The organism is Agaribacillus sp. DX54, assembly GCF_056858335.1.
On sequence record NZ_JBXEQE010000001.1, the window covers coordinates 46,335 to 66,376 of the forward strand.

Annotated in this window: 15 protein-coding genes; 8 read left to right on the forward strand and 7 right to left on the reverse strand. The window is 43.0% G+C overall.

Going from position 1 to position 20,042, the window contains the following annotated elements:
* Positions 1 to 114 precede the first annotated feature (114 nt).
* Positions 115 to 417 carry a mannonate dehydratase gene (locus tag AC04NP_RS00160; RefSeq protein WP_482857270.1) on the reverse strand — a complete coding sequence of 101 codons (303 nt, stop codon included), beginning with the start codon at positions 415 to 417 and terminating at the stop codon, positions 115 to 117.
* Positions 418 to 604: 187 nt separating this feature from the next.
* Between AC04NP_RS00160 and AC04NP_RS00165 the strand changes: the two genes are divergently transcribed.
* Positions 605 to 1,024, forward strand: a complete 420-nt coding sequence (locus AC04NP_RS00165) for a CBS domain-containing protein (RefSeq protein WP_482857271.1) — start codon at positions 605 to 607, stop codon at positions 1,022 to 1,024.
* Between the two features lie 104 nt (positions 1,025 to 1,128).
* On the opposite strand, the gene AC04NP_RS00170 is transcribed toward AC04NP_RS00165, so the two are convergent.
* The 3 genes from AC04NP_RS00170 to AC04NP_RS00180 all read right to left on the reverse strand — a co-directional run bounded on the left by AC04NP_RS00170 (position 1,129) and on the right by AC04NP_RS00180 (position 3,912).
* Positions 1,129 to 1,686 (reverse strand): hypothetical protein, encoded by a 558-nt coding sequence (locus AC04NP_RS00170; protein WP_482857272.1) that lies wholly within the window; start codon positions 1,684 to 1,686, stop codon positions 1,129 to 1,131.
* Between the two features lie 413 nt (positions 1,687 to 2,099).
* Positions 2,100 to 2,990, reverse strand: coding sequence for a lysylphosphatidylglycerol synthase transmembrane domain-containing protein (locus AC04NP_RS00175; RefSeq protein ID WP_482857273.1), 891 nt, complete (start codon positions 2,988 to 2,990; stop codon positions 2,100 to 2,102).
* Complete coding sequence (locus tag AC04NP_RS00180; RefSeq protein WP_482857274.1) at positions 2,947 to 3,912, reverse strand: glycosyltransferase family 2 protein; 966 nt, start codon at positions 3,910 to 3,912, stop codon at positions 2,947 to 2,949. The genes AC04NP_RS00175 and AC04NP_RS00180 overlap by 44 nt, the downstream gene beginning before the upstream one ends.
* 266 nt (positions 3,913 to 4,178) lie before the next feature.
* On the opposite strand from AC04NP_RS00180, the gene AC04NP_RS00185 reads away from it, so the two are divergent.
* Complete coding sequence (locus AC04NP_RS00185; RefSeq protein WP_482857275.1) at positions 4,179 to 5,885, forward strand: ArnT family glycosyltransferase; 1,707 nt, start codon at positions 4,179 to 4,181, stop codon at positions 5,883 to 5,885.
* Positions 5,809 to 7,437 carry an ArnT family glycosyltransferase gene (locus AC04NP_RS00190; RefSeq protein ID WP_482857276.1) on the forward strand — a complete coding sequence of 543 codons (1,629 nt, stop codon included), beginning with the start codon at positions 5,809 to 5,811 and terminating at the stop codon, positions 7,435 to 7,437. The genes AC04NP_RS00185 and AC04NP_RS00190 overlap by 77 nt, the downstream gene beginning before the upstream one ends.
* A 178-nt stretch (positions 7,438 to 7,615) precedes the next feature.
* Here the strand turns inward: AC04NP_RS00190 and AC04NP_RS00195 are convergent, their stop codons facing one another.
* On the reverse strand, positions 7,616 to 8,278 hold the full coding sequence (locus AC04NP_RS00195; protein ID WP_482857277.1) for a phosphatase PAP2 family protein: 663 nt from the start codon (positions 8,276 to 8,278) through the stop codon (positions 7,616 to 7,618).
* A 279-nt stretch (positions 8,279 to 8,557) separates the two neighbouring features.
* Between AC04NP_RS00195 and AC04NP_RS00200 the strand changes: the two genes are divergently transcribed.
* Both AC04NP_RS00200 and mgtE read left to right on the forward strand, forming a co-directional pair.
* On the forward strand, positions 8,558 to 9,394 hold the full coding sequence (locus tag AC04NP_RS00200; protein ID WP_482857278.1) for a universal stress protein: 837 nt from the start codon (positions 8,558 to 8,560) through the stop codon (positions 9,392 to 9,394).
* Positions 9,395 to 9,468: 74 nt separating this feature from the next.
* On the forward strand, positions 9,469 to 10,818 hold the full coding sequence (gene mgtE / locus AC04NP_RS00205; RefSeq protein ID WP_482857279.1) for a magnesium transporter: 1,350 nt from the start codon (positions 9,469 to 9,471) through the stop codon (positions 10,816 to 10,818).
* 173 nt (positions 10,819 to 10,991) lie between these two features.
* On the opposite strand, the gene AC04NP_RS00210 is transcribed toward mgtE, so the two are convergent.
* Together AC04NP_RS00210 and AC04NP_RS00215 are read right to left on the reverse strand one after the other, a co-directional pair.
* On the reverse strand, positions 10,992 to 11,744 hold the full coding sequence (locus AC04NP_RS00210) for a mechanosensitive ion channel domain-containing protein (protein ID WP_482857280.1): 753 nt from the start codon (positions 11,742 to 11,744) through the stop codon (positions 10,992 to 10,994).
* A gap of 9 nt (positions 11,745 to 11,753) precedes the next feature.
* Positions 11,754 to 16,916 carry an APC family permease gene (locus tag AC04NP_RS00215; protein WP_482857281.1) on the reverse strand — a complete coding sequence of 1,721 codons (5,163 nt, stop codon included), beginning with the start codon at positions 16,914 to 16,916 and terminating at the stop codon, positions 11,754 to 11,756.
* Between the two features lie 421 nt (positions 16,917 to 17,337).
* On the opposite strand from AC04NP_RS00215, the gene AC04NP_RS00220 reads away from it, so the two are divergent.
* The 3 genes from AC04NP_RS00220 to AC04NP_RS00230 are packed head-to-tail and all read left to right on the forward strand — an operon-like array spanning position 17,338 to position 20,028.
* Positions 17,338 to 18,351, forward strand: a complete 1,014-nt coding sequence (locus tag AC04NP_RS00220; protein ID WP_482857282.1) for a zinc-binding alcohol dehydrogenase family protein — start codon at positions 17,338 to 17,340, stop codon at positions 18,349 to 18,351.
* Between the two features lie 32 nt (positions 18,352 to 18,383).
* Positions 18,384 to 19,214, forward strand: a complete 831-nt coding sequence (locus tag AC04NP_RS00225) for an amidohydrolase family protein (RefSeq protein WP_482857283.1) — start codon at positions 18,384 to 18,386, stop codon at positions 19,212 to 19,214.
* A gap of 16 nt (positions 19,215 to 19,230) precedes the next feature.
* Positions 19,231 to 20,028 (forward strand): SDR family oxidoreductase, encoded by a 798-nt coding sequence (locus tag AC04NP_RS00230; RefSeq protein ID WP_482857284.1) that lies wholly within the window; start codon positions 19,231 to 19,233, stop codon positions 20,026 to 20,028.
* The last annotated feature ends 14 nt before the right edge of the window (positions 20,029 to 20,042 follow it).

Below are 20,042 nucleotides of genomic sequence, written 5' to 3' on the forward strand. Positions count from 1 at the left end.
AAAAATTAAATTGTCGATTTGAAGTTGTCACTATAAAATCTTTAAAAAGCTGTGCTCCATCTTAAATCCGATAACACCGTGTTAAGTAACCTTTGCTGGTCATTGAAAACATACTTATGTAAGGGAGTAAATGAAAAACATTATCAGGTTAAAGCGATTTGTTGATAAATACAGTTGCGTTGTGAATCGGCTGTGGCTACGATTCTGGCATGCCGTATTCCAGTCAAAACCGGTTACAATGCCATTCCCTTGTCCAAAGTGTTCCTTATTGGTACGGTACCAACCGGTGACCATGAAATTGTAACCCAACAGCCGGATGTTTAACCGGCCCATATTCTCGAGCATCTGGCAATAGTTATCAATATCCCTGCAATCACAAAAAATATCATAACAAATAGCTTCTGTTTTTCCTGTCACTGCTATAGCTTTGCAAATTCGTAAGAGCGCTAAACCATACCCAATGTTTAAAGGAAGAAAAGAAATGTAATAGTTGCAATTCCGGAAAAAAATGGTTATATGATAGCCTGAAACATGCACAAAAATATATAACTATATTTAACGGCATGTAAGGGAAACGAAACAGTTATCTTAAAACACAGACAACATGAATGCAAAGATTGAAGATTTAATGGTGAATTCAGTAATAACTACAGTTCCCCATAAATCTATCGGCCATGTACGTAAGATCATGGAAACCAACAACATCCAGTCCGTACCAGTAGTCAACCCCGATGATGAGGTTGTGGGAATCGTAACTTCCCAGGATTTAATTGCTGACCACAATGAGGGCACTCCCATCCAAAAACTAATGACTAAAAACGTTTTAACAGTCCCGCTTTATTCCGACGTACACATCGCGGCGAGGGTCATGCGAAACCACAAAATTCACCATCTGGTTGTTACTCATGAGAAAAAAATTGTAGGCATACTTAGCTCTTTTGATTTATTAAAATTAGTTGAAGACAAACGTTTTGTGATGAAAAATCCCCCTACTCCTTCAAAGAAGAAATCAAAGAGGGGGTAACAGGACTTTTCGCTATCATAGTTTCACAAGTTTTCTGTTCCGTCTTTGCCGATGGTCATAAAAACTTAAATGATCGGATAACAAAGTAGCAGCCGGGAGAGTGATTAGTCCTGATACGGGTCCAACTCCTGCCTTTTCACCATTAAATCTATATAAAAATCAAACGCGGCGTGCGAAAAGTCCTCATCATCACCGGCTTCGATATCTTTAACAAGCTGGGTTTGACGGGTAAAATACCATTCGTTCAGTTCATCGGAAATGTCGTTATCGAAGCCTGCCAGCCCCAGGATTAATTCGCCGAAATCCCATAGGCTTGCACTGGCGTCGATTCCCTGCTTTAGCATGTCGTTGATGAATTTCAGATTTTTTAGCTCGGCTTTGATCAATGATATGGCTAATTCCACTTTTGGCGGGAGCCTGACAGTTGGAGGGGGCTCTAGTAATAATTTTTCATTGTGGGCAAAAAATCCCTCATCTGCCAACATGTGTTGCAGGAATCCGTGATAGCGTTTTAGGTCTTCCCCAAAGGCTTTTTCAAATTCTTCAATTTCGACTTTTTTAAGAATCGCCAATATCCCATTTTGATAATCGTTTAATTCATGAATTCCTGACAGTGGAATAGTGAACCATACCTGATCTGCTTCCTGATCGTATTTTACCATGATTTTAAAATATCACTACTGGCTAAATTATTCCATAGTACATTTTGCCAGTTGGGTATAGCTGGTCGACTTTTGTTTAGCTAAAAATAAAGATAAAATTTAGAGAATCGAAAAGAATGTTGAAATATTGCTGAAAGTGTTTGTGAAGGTAAAGAACAAAGAGTTTATTTATCAGACGGTAAGTTGTCGTGCCTTATTTTAGCATATTGTTTTTAGTATTTGTAAAGTTTTTATTTTTTGAACTAAAAGTAGTTCAATTTGATCTGAAGTGGTTCATTTTGTTATGAAATCTATTACTATACATCATCTCGACGACAGGCTTGCCAAGCTTATAGAAAAAAAGGCAACCCTATCCCTTTGAATGATGTTTGAATTGCTGCCCATACCTTGCAGACAGGTTCAATTCTTGTGACCTATAACCAACACTGTAAAGCTGTTCCCGGATTACGAATCCGGGCATTGAACAACACCCCTATAAAGGAGCTAAGGGCGGTAATCAGAAAAAACAAAAGACTGAAGGTAACGGCAAGCCCTGTGTCAATCGGCAGAAGAGCGTTGCCATATATAAAAACCAATTCCCTGGCCCCCACGCCACCCAGGGTTATGGGAAGGACAGCAGCCACACTGGACAGCAGGAAGAGAAAAAGGTAAGAAGCAAAGCCGCTGTCTGGTCCCAGGGAAGCCAAAATGAAATAAGCGCTGATAAGTTGCAATAGCTGTATTGACAAGGATTGTAAGGTAATGACTTTAAAACTCGTAGTATATTTTTTATCTATCAGGCTAATGATCAAATAAAGTATCGGAAAAATCAGCGTAGCCAGAAGCACATAGAGAGGCGCAGGTATTGAAATAGCTTCCCTTGCAGGAACAAAGGCCATGATAACCAGTGCCAGTGTCACCAGGGCCGCCAGCCCGTTTAACCTTTCTAAAAACGAAATCAGGATCAGTGGCTTCCATGGGGTGTTATACTCCTTTTTGAGTATCCAGACCTTATAGCCATCGCCGCCAATACCACCCGGCAAAAACAGATTGTAGAACATGCCCAGGTAGTAGAGTTTGATATTACGTAGTGCATTTAATTGAATATCGACAATTTTAAGGTATTTCCGGTACCTGAAGGCACTGGTAAGCTGGGAAAAATTGAAAAACACAAAGGCTAAAAAGACCAGGGAGAGCCTCAGGTCATAAACGAGTTTTTGGATTTGGCTGATTTCGATTTTTCTAAAGACTACATAAAGCGCTACAGCAGAAACGGTGATTTTAAACAACCATTTCAGGGTAGGGCTTAACCTCGGGCTTTCCAAAGAATTTTTCCTTTATTCGGTAAGTGGTTTTATTTTGCGATTCAAAGTAAGTGCGGGTAAGCATTTCTGCCATAAACCCTGTGGTGATCAACTGTATGCCCCCTAAGGTTAAAATAATCCCTAACAGCAGCAATGGTCTTCCCCAGATATCCTGGCCCAATAATTTTGTGACAAAAAAGTAAATGTTAATCACCATTCCCAGTAAAAACGTCAGCAGTCCTATAGAACCAAATAAATGGATGGGCTTTTGAAAAAACTTTTGAAAAAATATCATTAAAAGCAAATCGCAAAGGACTTTGGATGTCCGCCCTAGGCCGTACTTCGATCTTCCGTAAATTCTTGGTTTGTGATTTACCGGCATCTCCTCGATACGCGCCCCCTGCAACCTGGCCAACACGGGAATAAATCGGTGCAGTTCGCCATATAACCCCAGGTTTTTGGCTATTTCCGCTCTGAAAACGCGTATAGAACATCCATAATCATTGACTTTCACACCGGTTAGTGTCCGGATCATGTAGTTGGCTATCTGACTGGGGAGCTTCCGGATCAGCAACGAGTCTTTTCTTTTTTCCCTGATGCCGGCGACCATATCGCACTTTTTTTCCTTTATTTTGCTTAACATCCCGGGGATGTCTGCCGGATCATTTTGCAAATCGCCATCCATGGTGACAATATACCTGCCCCTTGCTTCTTTTATGCCAGCCGATAACGCGGAGGTTTGTCCGAAGTTTTTGCAGAAAACCAGGAGTTTGACACGGTGATTGGCATGTTTTTTAACCTCCTCGATGGTATGATCTGTAGAACCGTCATCCACTATGATTATTTCATACTCAAAACGGTCTATGGCGTTGTAAAGGGCTTGAAGCAGGGGACCGATGTTTTGCTCTTCATTAAGCACGGTGATGACAACTGATATTTCCATTTGAGCGCCTAATTTAAAGGTACGAATCAAAAGATACCAGTGCCACCAGTCGATATAATAATTTAATAATCTCAGGCTTAAAGTTGCATAATATCCCCTTTTTTTTGCTATTCCCCGACAAATTACAGCCTTTTTTCAGATGTGCCTAAGGCATTATTACACCAATATTTGTTGCGCTTTAAGCTTTTGTTAAAACTCTGGCAGCGCTGTTTTTGCTTTGGTATTTTATTTTAATTTTAGGCGTTTTTCAAATATTTCATAGCTGTTTGAATTTAAAAAAGATCACATTATTCCTGACCATTGCCCTTCTGATTCTGGTGTACTTTCTGAATTTGGGTTACAATGATATCTGGAATCCAAACGAGGGATTTTACGCTGATGCGGTCAGGGAAATGTTCCGGCGGAACAACTTTCTCGAGTTTTATTTTAATAACGAACTTAGATTCAACAAACCACCGCTTACCTATTGGTCTGTAGCCCTATCTGTCTGGTTATTTGGGTTGAATGAGTTTGCCATAAGATTTCCTATGGCAGCTATGGCCTTGATTACCATCTATCTTACTTACTTAACCGCTAAGCGTCTGTTCGGACCCCGGGAAGGCGTGCTGGCAGGCATTATGATGGCGCTCAGTCTGCAGTTTACGGTCAATGCCCGCTACTCTTCACCGGAAATCCCGTTGACCTGCTTTTTTTCCATGACCATGTATTGGTTTATCAGGGGATACCTGGATAAAGATTTCAGATATTTATTGCTTTCATACTTCGGATTGGGAGGTACTTTATTGGCAAAAGGGTATCCCTACGCATTTGTCATAGGTGGTATTGTCCTGCTTTACCTGTGTTTTGAAAGTAATTTCAGGCCGGGAGAGGTTTGGACGCGTTTAAAACGCTTAAAACTGGCATGGGGCATACCCATTGTGATGATAGTTGGTTTCAGTTGGCCTGTTTATATGTATTGGCTGCACGGTGATGCGTTTTTCCATGTTTTAAATGCTGAAACTGTGGACCGGGCATTGAATTATGAGTCTAAAGGCTGGAGTAGTCTATTCTTTTACATCGAAATCAGTTCCTGGGGATTTTTACCTTATTCACTGGCTTTCTTTTATGCGTTATTCTTTTTCATCAAAAACAAAAAGTTAAAAGAGGTTTCCTTTCCTTTTAGCTGGCTGCTGGTGATGTTTGTCATTTTTACCCTGGCCAAGGGAAAGTTACCCACATATTTTATCCAGGCCCACGGCGCCATGGCAATCATAACTGCCCGGTTTCTGGCAATGCATGTACCCTATACCCGTTTGAATAAAATTATGGCTAATGTTACACTATGGTTTCCGGGATTGCTGGTTTTGATACTAAACATCGCTATGGTGATTGCATTTGATATCAACTACCTTGTGATGGTCCTTGTATTTCTGCCGCTGGTTCTTTGGATACTTTTGCATAGGGAGCAATCTGCTTTTGTGAAAAAGTTAGCTGCGTGCTTTCATGTAGCAAACAATTTCAGGTGGCACTATCTGAAGTTCTACCCTTTTTATTCGTTTTTGGTCTCTATGTTGATTTTCTCAGCTTTTGTTTTGCCCCAGCTAGAAACTTACCGGCCTTATGATCAGATTAAAACGGCCGTAGAGGAAAGAAGTATAAAGCCGGAGGTGTCTTTGTGGCTGGAGGATCAGTTATTATTTAACCTTCCTTTTTACGTAAAAAGGAAGGTCGTTAATGAAAAGTCCCTGCAGGAAATAGAAAATCATGCTTTGCAAAATGATCAGTTTCTGGCACTGGTGAGCGAAGAGCACCTGAGCCATTTTCCTGGCACCCAATTGCTCTGGTCAGGGTGGGTTTATAACAGGAATTCCGAGGCAAAATTTTTCAGGTTTGTTACCGGATATTTGAAAGCCAAACGTGGAGATTTTTCAGATTACCGGCGTTTATGTCTTATTTACAGGAGGTCGCGGACAAATGAAATCTCCGGAAATTAAAAATACCCTTGTCCTGTTCATCCTGTCTTTTGCGATCTGCTCCCTAAATATCGGGGGAAATACCATCTATATTCTGGACGAGGCAAAAAATGCTACCTGTGCTCTGGAAATGATGCAGCGCAATGATTGGGTAGTACCTACTTTTAATGGTGAACTCAGGACTGACAAACCGCCTTTGCATTACTTTATGATGCTTATATCGTACAGGGTTTTTGGCGTAAATGAATTTGCCGCAAGATTTTTCTCGGCCTTTTTCGGGGCTGTTACGATTATTATTACATTTTTATTTTCTTTAAAATATCTTGGAAAAGCCACAGCTAACCGGGTGGCGATGATATTGTTGTGCTCTCTCCATTTTACCTTACAGTTCCACCTCGCTGTACCCGATCCTTACCTGATATGTTTTATCACAGCAGCATTGATTTGTTTTTATTTGTTTTTTGACCGGGGAAATAAGGTTTACCTGTTTGCTTTTTACGCATTTCTTGGCTTAGGCACCTTGACCAAAGGGCCGGTGGCCATAATATTACCAGGGCTTGGTGTGATTTTATTTTTGATTTATTCACGGCGTTTGACATGGACATTCATAGTTTCAATGCAACCTGCGATAGGTATTACCGTCTTAGCTATCATCACTTTACCCTGGTATTTGCTGGTTCATTTCCAAACAGAAGGTGCCTGGACCGAAGGTTTTTTCCTGCGCCATAATGTGGGCAGATTCACCAAAACGATGGAAGGACACGGAGGCATATTTCTCCTCACGCCGTTATTTGTGCTTATTGGGTTACTCCCATTTTCTGTTTTTGTTTTTCAGGCCTTCAGGCTAACATGGACAGAACGGAAAAAAGATATGCTGGTTTTTTGTTTAAGTGTCGTCGTGGTAGTGGTTTTGTTTTTCTCCGTTTCCAGTACCAAGCTGCCCAATTATGTCGTCCCCTGTTATCCGTTTCTGGCTGTATTACTTGGCTATTATCTGAATCAAACGATAGCGGGAAACATCGTTATAAGTCGCTGGCCTTTATGGATTTATTTGGTACTGATGCTTTGTGTGCCGGCAGGTGTGTACATTGCTCTTGAAAGTGAAACTTATCTTTCGCATTTAAGTGGGCTTGCCTATTATTTTATACTCCTGCCGATAGGTGCACTATTGGCATTATGGTATGCCTGCCATGGTGAAACGGCCAAAACCTATTATGCCTTGTTTCTTTCTTTTCTGGCATTGAATATTTTGTTTTTCACTGTTATTTTTCCGAAAGCAGACCGTGAAAATCCTGTTTTTGCAGCTAAAGAGCTGCTAAAAAAAGAAGGTTTACCAATAGCCTATTACAAACGGATTAATCCGTCTTTTGTCTTTTATCTGAAAAGGCCTGTTCAGCCCCTCAATTCTCAGGAAGAATTAAAGGATTATTTACGATCACACCAAAATGCCCTGATCATTTCCCGTGCCAGGTATCTGGATGAGATCTATCCCGCCGGGGATTTTGAGATGCTGCTAAAAACCAGGGATCTTTTTGAAAAGCACCGCACAATCCTTATCCGGGAAATAGAATAATTTTTTTTCTTTGGCACTGGTCTGGCATAAGCATAACCTAACACCAGCATCCGTGGCTGTTGCCCAACGTTTTCGCAAAATTCTTTGTGTCTTTTTGTGCCTTGGTGTCTTAGTGGTTCACCATTTTTCACCACGGAGGCACAAAGACACGAAGGAAACGAACATACGGAGTTTCATATCACCACTTCCATTTCATGTTTACCAGGGAACCATTCAATTTGTCAATACCAGGATTCTGTTTGTTGTAAAGTTCCAGCAACATGTAAGTAATCAATGATGCCAGTACCCCCAGCATAGCACCTATGTATACATCGACAAAAAAATGTTGCATCAGATAAACCCGTGAAAATGCCACCAGGGTCGCTGCCATAAACAGGAAGAAGGACAGGTACATCCGCTTATAAAAAATCATGGATAAAAGCGTTGCCAGGGCAAAAGCGGTGACGGTGTGGCCAGAAGGAAATGTATCGTATCCGTGAATATCGACCCCTTCGATAAAGTTCAACTCAGCGACTCCGTTAAAATGGACTTTTGGCCTGGGCAAATTGTTAAACCAAAGATGCTTAAAAAGATAGACAAGCACGGCTTGTACAATGGTTAAAATCAATATTCTGATTGCGTGTACGAATTTTACAAATAGGAATATTGCAAACAAGACCAGGCAAATTGTTGCATTCCCTAAATGCGTAAAATACCGGAAAAACATATCCATAAACGGATGGCGATGGTCGCTGATGAAGAGTATCAGTTCACCCTTTGGAATAAATAAAACAAGAAAGGCGCCGAATAACAGAAATGCTGCAAATAAAAACAGAAACAGACCGGATTTGTTGGGGTTCATTTCCACATAAATTATGCCGCCAAAATAGTATTCTGCCTTTACATATCTTTGATGGAACCATTAAGTATTTGATAACAATCAGACAAATATTGCACCATGGCTTAATAAAATGTTAATCATGCCCGGAAAGGCCTGCGAACGTGGCCCATACCCTGGCTTGCCCCATCCTTCAAAATGATCCGGACGATGGCTTTCCTAAAGTTGAATGGCCTTTTAATGTGGCATTAATTGTAACTTTAATACCTTTATGGGTTTATAAAGAATCAAGCAACTAATAACATGAAAAAAATCCTTGTTCCCATTGATTTTACCGAAAACTCGGACATATCATTTGACTTTGCAGGTCAGATCGCTAAAAAACATGATTGCGAGATCACGCTCTTGCATATTATCTATTTTCCTGCCATGACCAATCTGAGCTTTGAGATGGTTGGGGCCAAAAGCAAAGAATTAATGCTGCAATCACTGAAAAAAGATGCCAGAGAGCGCCTGATGGAAGTGGTGGAGGAGAAGAAGTTATCGGGCCTGAAGGTAAAATATGAAGTAAGGGAGGGAGGTATTCTGGAGGAGATTACATCCTTCATCAAAGGAAAAAGAATAGATTTGATGATTTTAGGCATTGAACAAAGCCTGGAGTTGGAAGATCACTTGTTTGGGGCCCTGTCTGACAGAATAATACATGCGATAGATTGCCCGGTGCTGGTATTAAAACAAATGACAAGACTTTCTTCTATTAAAAAAGTGGCAGTAGCCAACGATCTGGCCGGAAAGCCAGCTATTTTGGCGAAGCAAGTTCAGAAAATAACCGATGTATTTAATGCAAAACTTAACATCATCAAAGTAAATACCCCCCAGGATTTTACCAGTGAAGTGGTTTTTGATCAGCGGCTGCAGGAATATCAAAAGCAAAAACCCCTGGCGGATTGTTCCTACAAAATATTTAGTCATTACAATGTGGCAGAAGGTGTGTTGCATGTGGCCGGTAAGTTAGCTGTCGATATGATCGTCATAGGCGGCAAGAGGAAGTCTTTTTTAAGAAGGTTAGTCATGGGAGAAGATCTGGCGGAAGAGGTTATAGACCATTCGAATCTCCCGGTTTGGGTATTCCCGGGTTGACAGCTCCGTCAGCCCGCTTCAATGCTATTGATGCCTAGCAATCCTAAAGCCCTGCAGTCAAAAAGTTAGTAGATATGGAAAATCGCCGTCCCTGGGAAAAGCTAAGGGAACTTATTAAGACAAATGATGTGGCTCATGTCAAGGCATATCTGGATGGATTGAAGGCTGAAGAAATCGTAATCTCCATGAGCCACATCGGCCATGATAACCAGCTCAGGCTCTTGACACTTTTGGCCCCGGAAGACGCCGCGGTTGTTATGGAAGATATTCCTGAAGTACAGGCAGTAGATTTGCTGGAAGACCTCAGGGCCCCTGATGCCGCGGCCATTATTGCAGAAATGAGTAGTGATGATCAGGCAGATTTGCTCACCGAACTCGAAGAGGAGGATGCCAGGGCGATTATAGAAGAAATGGAGCCCAATGAGGCCGAAAATGTCAGAAAACTGATCCGTTACGATTCCAATACTGCAGGGGGGGTAATGATCACCGAATTTCTGGTATTTGACGAAAAAAATACAGTGGGTGCCGTTGTGGCCGATCTTAGGGAAAAGTCTGAAGAATACGAACGGTACAATGTTCAGTATATCTATGTTACTTCCGAAAATAGATTCATCGGCGTCCTTCGTATGCGGGATTTGTTGCTGTCTAAGCTCTCGACACCTTTATCGCAGATTGTGGTAAAGAATGCCATTACACTCAAGGAAAATGCTCCGTTGGAGGAATTGATCAGCTTCTTTGATACACACGATTTTTATGGTGCACCTGTGGTGAATGAATCAGAGGCGTTGGTGGGGGTGGTGCTCCGCAAAGATGTGAGGGAGGCAGAGGCTGAACTGGCCAATAAGGAGCTTTTGGAAACGCAGGGTATTGTGGGTGGAGAGGAGCTCAGAACCATGCCGGTCTTTTTGCGGTCAAAGAGGAGGTTGTCGTGGCTTAGTGTGAATATACTGCTCAATATCCTCGCTGCAAGTATTATTGCCATTTACCAGGAAACGCTCAGTGCAGTGATTGCCCTGGCAGTCTTTTTACCGGTAATCTCTGACATGAGCGGGTGCTCCGGCAACCAGGCTGTAGCTGTTAGTTTACGGGAACTTTCGTTGGGAGTGGTAAAGCCTTTTGAGGTTTGGCGGGTCTGGTTGCAGGAGGTATCTGTCGGGTTGATAAACGGCCTGGTACTGGGATTCCTGATAGGTTTCGCTGCCTGGCTGTGGCAAGGCAATGTATATCTCGGGCTGGTGGTTGGAGGTGCCCTGGGCATTAATACAGTCGTGGCTGTGTCCATTGGAGGTACTCTGCCGCTTTTCCTGAAAAAAATAAATGTCGATCCGGCACTTGCTTCAGGTCCTATTCTTACCACTGTTACCGATATGCTCGGTTTTTTCCTGGCTTTGACTTTTGCGGGTTTGATGTTAAATTATATTTGAAAAACCGGCCTGGCATATCTGAGCATTCTTCCGCTCATTTCAACCTTTCAATTGGGTTGTTGCACAACTCAAACATGTGCTTGTATTTTTATTTTACAGGCGAAAACGTTGGGCGATAACCACGGGCGCTGGTGCCATCTCCTTTTGTTTTTTTGCAGAAAGTGAGCGGAAGACTAGGTGTTGCCGGGTTCCACCAGCCTGATATCGCTGAATATTTCACTCAGCACCTTTTTGATATGCTGAAAATAGCTGACTTTCATCGAGTAAATGATGATTTCAAATTGATACCGGTCCGGGGTTTCTTTGATAAACTTGACCGTGGGTAGTTTTTTCAACGAAGACCATGGTGCGTTGGCCAGGGTAAACTTTAACTTCTTGGCGGTTTTGTCAATGGGGTCGATTTTGGGTAAATTGACGGCAAAGGAGTGGCTCTTGACTTTTTCACTTACACTGGGCCGGGTTCGTATTTCACCCGAAACACGGCTGTAGGGGATACTTACCATCTCACCGGTACCTGTTTCCAGTTCGAACGTCCGGTATCCTAGTTTGACAATTTTGCCATCTATATCCCGGACTTTTATCCACTCATTCAGGTTAAAAGAATTATCGAGCCTTAAAATAATACCCGCAAAAATGTCCTTCATGGCCACCCATGAAATGATAATTAATAACGCCGCACACAACGTCAAAAGAAAGATAGCCCGCCAGGTAGGGTTGTTTAAAAAATAAATGACAACCCAGGAGGCGAAAATAAGCCACACCACGATTTCAATGATGGGCAGAAACTTTTCCAGTTTGGATTTCAGGAATCGTCTCCGCCAGAACCTTCTGTAAAACAGCTTTACTGTCGTAAAAAAAGTCAGTATAACCACTGCCGGTAAAACCAGATGTGTGAATATGTTAATCAGAAAATTAAACTCTTTCATACCGCGGGTTTATAGAATATGATCCTCTTTCAGCGCCTCCCTCAAATGTGGCAAGACGTAACGGTTAATGTTCAACAGTGCGTTTGACTCCTCCACAAGACCAGCCCGTTTTAATAAATTGATATCACTTTGCACTTTTTTCTCATCCATTTTGATAATTCCTTTAAGTCTTTCGGCAGAAAGGTATTTATGCAGTAAAATCTGGGCTAAAATGATGGTTTTGTCTTCATCCAACTCATTAAGGCAGTCCACTGAAGGGTTTTTGAGCAATTTCATCATGATTTCACCATCCTCGGCGATCCCGTCTATGCTGGTAATCCAAGTTTGCAGCGCCGCGCCGATATTCCCTTTCGATACATCAAATATCTGGCTGAACAGCCTGGCCATTTCCAGATTACCCAGCTTTTCTTCCGAAACATCAGACAAGCTGAACTTCAGGCGGCTCGAACGGTGTCTTTTTAAGACAATTTCCTTTATCTGTTCTGTATTGTAAGGCTCAATTTTAATGACTTTGATAAAAGTATCCCCAAATGCGTTCAGTTTGTGGATGAATTCAAAGCAATCGGTATTCATGTTAAATACGAACAGGCATTTGGTGCTGTAAATACTCACTATCTCCATGATCCTTTCGATTACTCCGTACCCGCGGTCACTGCGCTCCCACCATAACTCAATATCATTAAAAAGGATGATCGTATCTTTTTTGATCCTTTCAAAAATCGTGTTGAAGTCTCCGTAGTACTTCATGCTTTTTTTAATAGCCTGGTCAAAAGCCCTGGTGCTTATCGAACCTTCATAGGGAGGGTCCACGATGTATATATTTTCAGGTTCAAAGTATTCCTGGGCCATCATTCTCGATAGCAGGCTTTTTCCCGATCCAGGTGATCCTGTAATCAATATTCCTCCCGAGCGGACAGACCGGTAGAGATTGATGGCTTCACGCATCGCCTGTCTGTCACTTTTTCGGAGAAAGCACAACTCATTGTCAATCATTGCTCCGTGTAAAAAGAGCTGATTGTAGTACAATGGCAGTTTTTCCATCAATTCCTTTTTGGGAGACACCTGGTTGACCAGCTTTAAGAAGTCCTCCGTAGCAACCTTTTTATCCTTTTCATCCTGTATCTTCTTTGCAGCCAGTATGCCTTCCGATTTGCGATAATACAGATGGGTGGCTACATCCTGTAGTTTGTTTTTCAATGATTTGCGGAAGCTGGCAAATTTGCCGATGGCCTGTTGCTTTTTTTGCTCCCTCAAAATGTAGTTGAGGTCGAGGGCAGACTTAATCACCGCATAGCCGTCAAGTTTGCTGAGGATTAACTTTCTGGTTTCCTCGATGTCCTGTTTGTATTTTTCTATGGCCTTTCCGAGGTCTTGTTCCTGTACCTTTAATCTTTCCGCTTCTTCTGCGATGGTGTCGATAAACTCATTTTTTCTTTGGTCGTTTTGATCTGACCGTGCCTCATTTTTATAATTCTCAACAGTAAATTCCACCGCCCTTGAAACATCTGATGCTACATGAGTCGTCTTTTCCACCACCATTTGCAATCTGTCGGTTTTTACGGCCAACGGCTTAATCAGATTTTCCGATATGATGTATTCAACCGTTTTTACGGGTGAAATTGAAACAACGTCGACTTCTTCCATGCTGCCATTCATCAGGCCCTTGGGGTCAGCGATGGTATATTCGTCAGGCAGATCGTGGAGTCCTCCCTTTAAACTGTCCTGGAATTTGTCAAAGTTTTCCTTATAATAAAATGCGTTCCCTTCCTCCAGTTCCACCAGTTCCTTGGTTACTTTGGAGTTGGCTATATCGGTTTTAATTTTCTCAAACTGCCGCAGCTTAAGCTTGATATTTTGGGAAATGGAGTTAGCCACATCATTATCCCGGGGTTTGAAGTGGTCGATCCGGTGTAAAAGTTCATTCTGAAAAGACAGCAACTTCATATCCAGAATCGTGTTGGCCATAGCCATCTGCAGATTCTGAATAGCGGTGCCGATTGTGTCTTTCAGTGTCTCCGTCATTAACCTTAAAGACTTTTTAGATTTCAACTCGGATTTTAAAACATGGTTGATTCTCAGCCCCTGCAGTTCATAAATGGTTTTTTGTACCGCACTTGTATTACTGACAAAAAGAGCCACCTTGCTTTTGTGCACTTCGGCTTTTAACCGCTCCTCTATTTCCTTCAGTTTTTCATTCCAGGGGGCTCCCTGATGCTTTAGTTGATCCTCTGGGCCAGGTTCGGTGACTTTCTCGCCAACTTGTTTTACCAATTCGGAAAAGGCATTCCGCAAGTCATGGTTGAATTGAATACCCAGGCGGTTTAAAGTGATGAGATGATCAATAAGACTTTCTTTAACTTTTTGAAGGATCACCCATGAAGCGATCCGGTGGTTATTCAGTTTGAATTTGAGCGGTTTTTTGGAGATTTTAGATTTTAACCGCTGCGGCCATGGAAAAGCCTTCAGGTCTTTAAGTGCCTCTTCCCTGTCAAATAGTACAATGGTTTTTGGGGAAGCGGTTTTGAGAAAGTCATTGTATTTTTCATCAATTTTGTCAGCGCTGTTTACCAGTAAATGGACTTTTGATTCCAGGTTGTTATCAAGGTGTTTGTTAAGAATTTCATCCATCAGCGTAAAAAAACGGCTGTTTAAAGCCATTTTGGTTTTTACATTTCCTCCGGCTTTGGAGGGAGGGTGTTGCTGGTTTTTCTCATTGTCAAAATGCTCTCTGAACCTGCTTTTCATTTGAGCCAGTAGACGGAAGTATTTTGAAGTAAGCGGAGCGATTACATCCCGGTAGCATGTGCTGATTATTTCACTGCAAGTGCTGTTCAGATTTTCAAAAAAGGCTGCAGCCTCTTTTTGTTCCGGAAGTTCGATACGGCGTTGTGCCAACAAGGCATCTTCCATTCTTAATTGCCTGTCATCCAATGTTATATCTTGCCGGGAAGTTCTGGCCCTAAGATCAATATCGATTTCCTGGAAATGTGATGAAGCCTTGTAGAGAATGACAGTGCCTATCTCCTTACAAAGGACATCGGTTTCCTTGAAAAACTTCAGGCTATCCTCATCGTTCATAGGTGGAAGATCCAGGTAAATCAGGTCCGCCCTGGCAGATGATGATTGAATGATTTCATTCAACGGCCTCACATCCGTGCCAATGTCAACGAGATTAATTTCCGCGTTGACCTTGAGATCTTCCATGACCTGATCCATGCGAAATTGAATTTTGGCATGGTCGGCTAAATACAAATCAGCATAGATAAACAGGCGGATTCCGGCCTTGTACCAATCGTCGGTGGTTAGCAGGAAACGGTTAACTGTAAGTGGAAAAGCGATATTGTTGCCGGTGCCGTTCCACCATACATCTATCATAGCCCTTTCACCGAATCCGGCCTGCTTATCGTAGTCCATGATGAGCAGGTTGTAATCCAATTGGATGAATTTATCCAGCAGTGCCGCAAATTTTTCCGGTTTGGGAGAGTACCTGGCCCAGCCCATTAGAATAGTGTTGGGTTCTATTCCTGAGAATCCATAGGTCTCGGCAATGCTTTCGATCCCCAGATATAAATCCTGGCACTGATAGCGCCGGCTAAATAAGCCTTTGGTGCTTTCGGTTGGCTCCAAAATCTGTTCGGGTTTGGAAAATTGAAGCTTCAACCCGGGGTTTTCTATCAGGTCGAAATTCGAGAGCAGGCCCAGCCTTCCGACAATTTTCCTCCCGTATTCTATCAGTTGTGGTCTTTTTTCGGTTCCGCCGCTAAACAATAGAATATTGGGCCTCCAGCTTCTTTTATCGATGGCTTTTTGATTTACCCTGAACAGGGCCGTTCGAATTACCTCTGACCAAACCCCCTGCCAAACATCACCATATCCTAAGTTGATTTGCCTTCGGGTTAATAACAGAAAGATAAGTCCCATGGCAATGAAAGAAGCCACCATAGACACCAGGTCAAGTTTGAACATGATCGAAAAGGTGGCCACTGCCCCGATGATACTGATCAGTTTGGGGATTTTGAAGGTAGGCCTGAAATTGGAGCCAGACCAGCTTTCAAGGGTAGAAGAAAGGTTTATGAAGCCATAGGCTGTCAGGTAAAACATGGAAACAATCGGGGCTATCAGATCCAGTTGTCCGATTAATATACCTGCTTCTGCGATGAAAAATGTCAGTATCAGTGCATTTCTCGGTTCGTTGGATTTACCTGCACCGGTGGCAAAAGGTTTTGGTGTTACCTTGTCGATGGACATGGCTTGTAAAATACGTGGCCCGCCCAGTATGCCTCCCAGTGCCGAAGATAATGTAGCGCCCCAGATACCTGCCAGTACCAGTGGAGAACCATAGGCCGCAAAAAGAGAGATTTTTGAAAGTATATTGTAATCCTCTCGAAGCGCGGCAGAATCGACATTGAGCGATAAAAAAATGGCCAGTAAAATATAGACGACAAGTCCCACCCCTATAGACAGCATGGTACCGACAGGTATTGATTTTTTTGGATTTTTTAAGTCCCCGGACATGGCCACCCCAGCGGTGAATCCGGTAACAGCCGGGAAGAATATGGCAAAAATTGTCTCTAATGATGCCGAGCCTTTACTTGGGAAAAGTTTGGTGGTATTTGCAGCATAGCCATGATCGAGGAAAAAACCTCCTGCAAATATAGATACCAGGGACAGGCCGATAGCAGCCAAAATATAGAATTGTGTTTTTATGGCCAGCGATGTACTGATCAGGGCAATGGTTGTGATGACCAAGAGTGTGATCGATCCTGTAATCCGTAAATTCCGGATTTGTTCGGCTTGCGATGTATCGACCCCGGTCACCCCGATAAAGCTGTTGAAACTCTCACTGAAACCCACTACATACATGGCGATACTAAGCGCCGTGGCCACATACAGGGCCACGCCAATTGAACCTCCTATCGGTAACCCGAGGCTTCGGGATAGCATGTAATATACACCACCGGCTTTTACCTTTTGGTCGGTAGCCACCGATGAAACCGAAAGGCCGGTGCAAACCGATACCACATGCGCTAATAGAATGATCAGGATAGTACCCACCAGTCCGGCTTCGCCCACAACCCAGCCTAACCTCAAATACATGATTACACCCAGGATTGTCAGGATCGAAGGCACAAATACACCACCAAAAGTCCCGAATTTCTGTGCTTTGGCCATAGATGTGTCAAAAAGATCTTGTTACAAACTTAATAATATTCGTCAGGCAATAAACCATTTGTTGCAATAAATTACCTGTCTGTTTCAGTGCTTTTCGTATGAACGTACCAATTTAGCATTGTTTGCCACCATACCGGTGAGAATTGCGGCCATTTTAAAACATTTTCCCTCTCCCCACCCCAATCTTCGTGTCTTGGTGCCTTCGTGGTGAAAAATGGTTAACCACGAAGGCACCAAGACACGGAGAGGCACAAAGAGGTGGGAAGGTGTTAAGGGGGAAGCTTGAAATTCGGTGAAAATTTTATGGATCAATTTAGCCCTATGGCAAAAGAGATTTTGACACATGTTTTTTATGTTATAAATTGGAGACCGGTATAATAAAAGTATTAGTTGTTGTAAAGGAATTGAATAAAAGATGGCAATGAAATATATCGTATGTGAAAAACCCGGCAAGTTTGCATTACTGGAAAAGGATGAACCGGATACAAAAGCCGGTGAGGTGTTGGTTAAAATCAAAAAAGTAGGTATATGCGGCACCGACTTGCATGCTTATGCCGGCAACCAGGCTTTTTTTAGCTATCCCAGGATTTTAGGTCATGAACTCGCGGCTGAAGTGTTGGAGGTGGGTGATGACAACCATGGAATTGCCGTAGGCGATAAGGTGGTAATTATGCCTTACGTTAGTTGTGGTAAATGCGTGGCATGCCGCCAGGGAAAAACCAACTGTTGCTCATGTATCCAGGTGCTGGGTGTTCATACGGATGGAGGGATGCAGGAGATAGTTTCATTACCGGCTGATATTCTGATTCCGGCACCGGCTTTAACGTTGGAGCAAATGGCCATTGTGGAGCCTTTGTCCATCGGGGATCACGCCATCCGGCGGGCCCAACTGCGGCCTGGCGAAACCATCGTGGTGATAGGCTGTGGCCCCATAGGGCTGGGCATTATGAAGCTGGGGCAACTGGCAGGGGCCTGTGTAATTGCTGTCGATGTCAATGACCAGCGTTTGGAATATGCCAAAGCAAGGATTGGTGTGGATATAACAGTCAACGCCTCGGAAGACGCCGTGGCAACGGTAGAGGAGCTGACAAACGGCGACTTCGCCACTGCGGTTTTCGATGCCACGGGACATAAAGGGGCTTTGGAGTCCGGGATTGACTATATGGCACATGGAGGCAGATATGTGTTGGTGGGTTTATCGAAAGCCGACCTGGTATTCAATCACCCTACTATTCATGCTAAGGAAACCACCCTGATGTGCAGCCGCAATGCCACCATGCAAGATTTCAAACACGTCATCAGCGTCCTGGAAACCGGTGGATTTCCCGTCGATTCATTTGTGACCCACCGGGTTCAGTATACCGAAATGATAGACAGGTTCGATAGCTGGGTCGACCCGGGAACCGGTGTTATTAAGGCCATGGTGGATTTTTAGAACGTACTTTTCAAACTATAAAAACTAATCCAATGATTATAGACGCTCACCAACATTTTTGGCAATATGACCCTGAAAGACATGGGTGGATCGATGATAACATGTCGGTGCTTAAACGGGATTTCCTGCCCATTCATTTACAGGAAGTGTTTAAAGCCAATAATGTTGAAGGATGTGTTGCCGTGCAAGCCGATCAATCTGAAGCGGAAACAGAATTTTTACTTGATCTGTCCCGTGAAAACCCTTTTATCAAAGCGGTGGTTGGCTGGGTCGATTTAAGAAGTGAGCAGCTCGAAGACAAGCTGACCTACTTCAGGGAATTTTCAAAGCTGGCGGGATTCCGGCATGTGGTTCAAAGTGAACCGGACAACAATTTTATGTTGAGAGAAGATTTTAAAAGAGGTATAAGCCTGCTTTTAAAACACGGATTTACCTATGATATCTTGATTTTTCCAACCCAGATGGAGGCGGCAGAGCAAATAGTAGCCACTTTTCCGGATCAGAAATTTGTGATTGACCACCTGGCAAAACCCTACATAAAGAAAGGTCGACTGGAACCCTGGGAAAGCACCATGAAAGTCATCGCCCAAAATGACAATGTTTATTGCAAAATCTCTGGTATGGTCACTGAAGCCGATTGGCAAAACTGGCAATATGATGATTTTGTTCCCTATATGGATGTGGTGATGGAAGCCTTCGGACCGGATAGGATCATGTTTGGTTCAGACTGGCCCGTGTGCTTGCTTGCCGGAAGTTATGCCAGGGTAAAAGCTATTGTGGAAAGATATATCGGGGAGCTGTCGGAGGCTGAAAGGCAGAAAATCATAGGGGGTACGGCCATGAAATTTTATAATATAAAATAATTATCAACTCAAGATTATGAATTTAGCATTACAGGATAAAATAGTGGTAATATCAGGGGCGGCAGGAATAAAAGGAAGCATAGGTGAGACCATGCTGCAGGCACTTTCGGAAGAAGGCGCCATTCCGGCTGTAGTTGACCGGAATGACCGGGGCTATGGATACGTCGAGGAACTTCAATCCCGGGGCATAGATGCCTTATTTGTTAAAACCGACGTAAAAGATCCGGGTCAGATAAAGCATGCATCAGAAGAGATTGTTAAAAAATATGGCCGTATCGATGTATTAATCAATAATGTAGGAGTCAATGATGGCGTGGGGCTGGACGGCTCTTACGAGGACTTTATGGATTCACTAAAGCTTAATCTCGTAAGTTATTTTTTACTTGCCAAATATACCTTGCCCAAATTAATTGAGTCAAAAGGTAATATTTTAAATGTCGGTTCCAAGGTGGCCTGCACCGGACAGGGTGGCACCTCCGCATATGCAGCAGCCAAGGGTGGCGTATTAGCATTAACCCGGGAATGGGCCGTAGATTTAATCAATCATCCGGTGAGGGTAAACGCCATCATTATTGCCGAAAGCTGGACACCGGCCTATGAAAACTGGTTGAAAACGCTTGATAACCCTGATGAAAAACTAAGAAGCATCGTAGAAAAAATCCCGCTGGAAAAGAGAATGACCACACCGCGGGAAATTGCTGACATGACATTGTTTTTAATATCCGGCAGGGCCTCCCACATTACCGGTCAACAGCTATTTGTAGATGGTGGGTATGTGCATTTGGACCGTGCCCTGCTTCCCGGCGATGCCTGATGATGAATAATTTC

Coding starts and splice junctions, on each gene's coding strand:
- AC04NP_RS00165 (WP_482857271.1), top strand. CDS start 605: ATGAATGCAAAGATTGAAGATTTAATGGTGAATTCAGTAATAACTACA.
- AC04NP_RS00170 (WP_482857272.1), bottom strand. CDS start 1,686: ATGGTAAAATACGATCAGGAAGCAGATCAGGTATGGTTCACTATTCCA.
- AC04NP_RS00180 (WP_482857274.1), bottom strand. CDS start 3,912: ATGGAAATATCAGTTGTCATCACCGTGCTTAATGAAGAGCAAAACATC.
- AC04NP_RS00195 (WP_482857277.1), bottom strand. CDS start 8,278: ATGAACCCCAACAAATCCGGTCTGTTTCTGTTTTTATTTGCAGCATTT.
- AC04NP_RS00200 (WP_482857278.1), top strand. CDS start 8,558: ATGAAAAAAATCCTTGTTCCCATTGATTTTACCGAAAACTCGGACATA.
- mgtE (WP_482857279.1), top strand. CDS start 9,469: ATGGAAAATCGCCGTCCCTGGGAAAAGCTAAGGGAACTTATTAAGACA.
- AC04NP_RS00210 (WP_482857280.1), bottom strand. CDS start 11,744: ATGAAAGAGTTTAATTTTCTGATTAACATATTCACACATCTGGTTTTA.
- AC04NP_RS00215 (WP_482857281.1), bottom strand. CDS start 16,916: ATGGCCAAAGCACAGAAATTCGGGACTTTTGGTGGTGTATTTGTGCCT.
- AC04NP_RS00220 (WP_482857282.1), top strand. CDS start 17,338: ATGAAATATATCGTATGTGAAAAACCCGGCAAGTTTGCATTACTGGAA.
- AC04NP_RS00225 (WP_482857283.1), top strand. CDS start 18,384: ATGATTATAGACGCTCACCAACATTTTTGGCAATATGACCCTGAAAGA.
- AC04NP_RS00230 (WP_482857284.1), top strand. CDS start 19,231: ATGAATTTAGCATTACAGGATAAAATAGTGGTAATATCAGGGGCGGCA.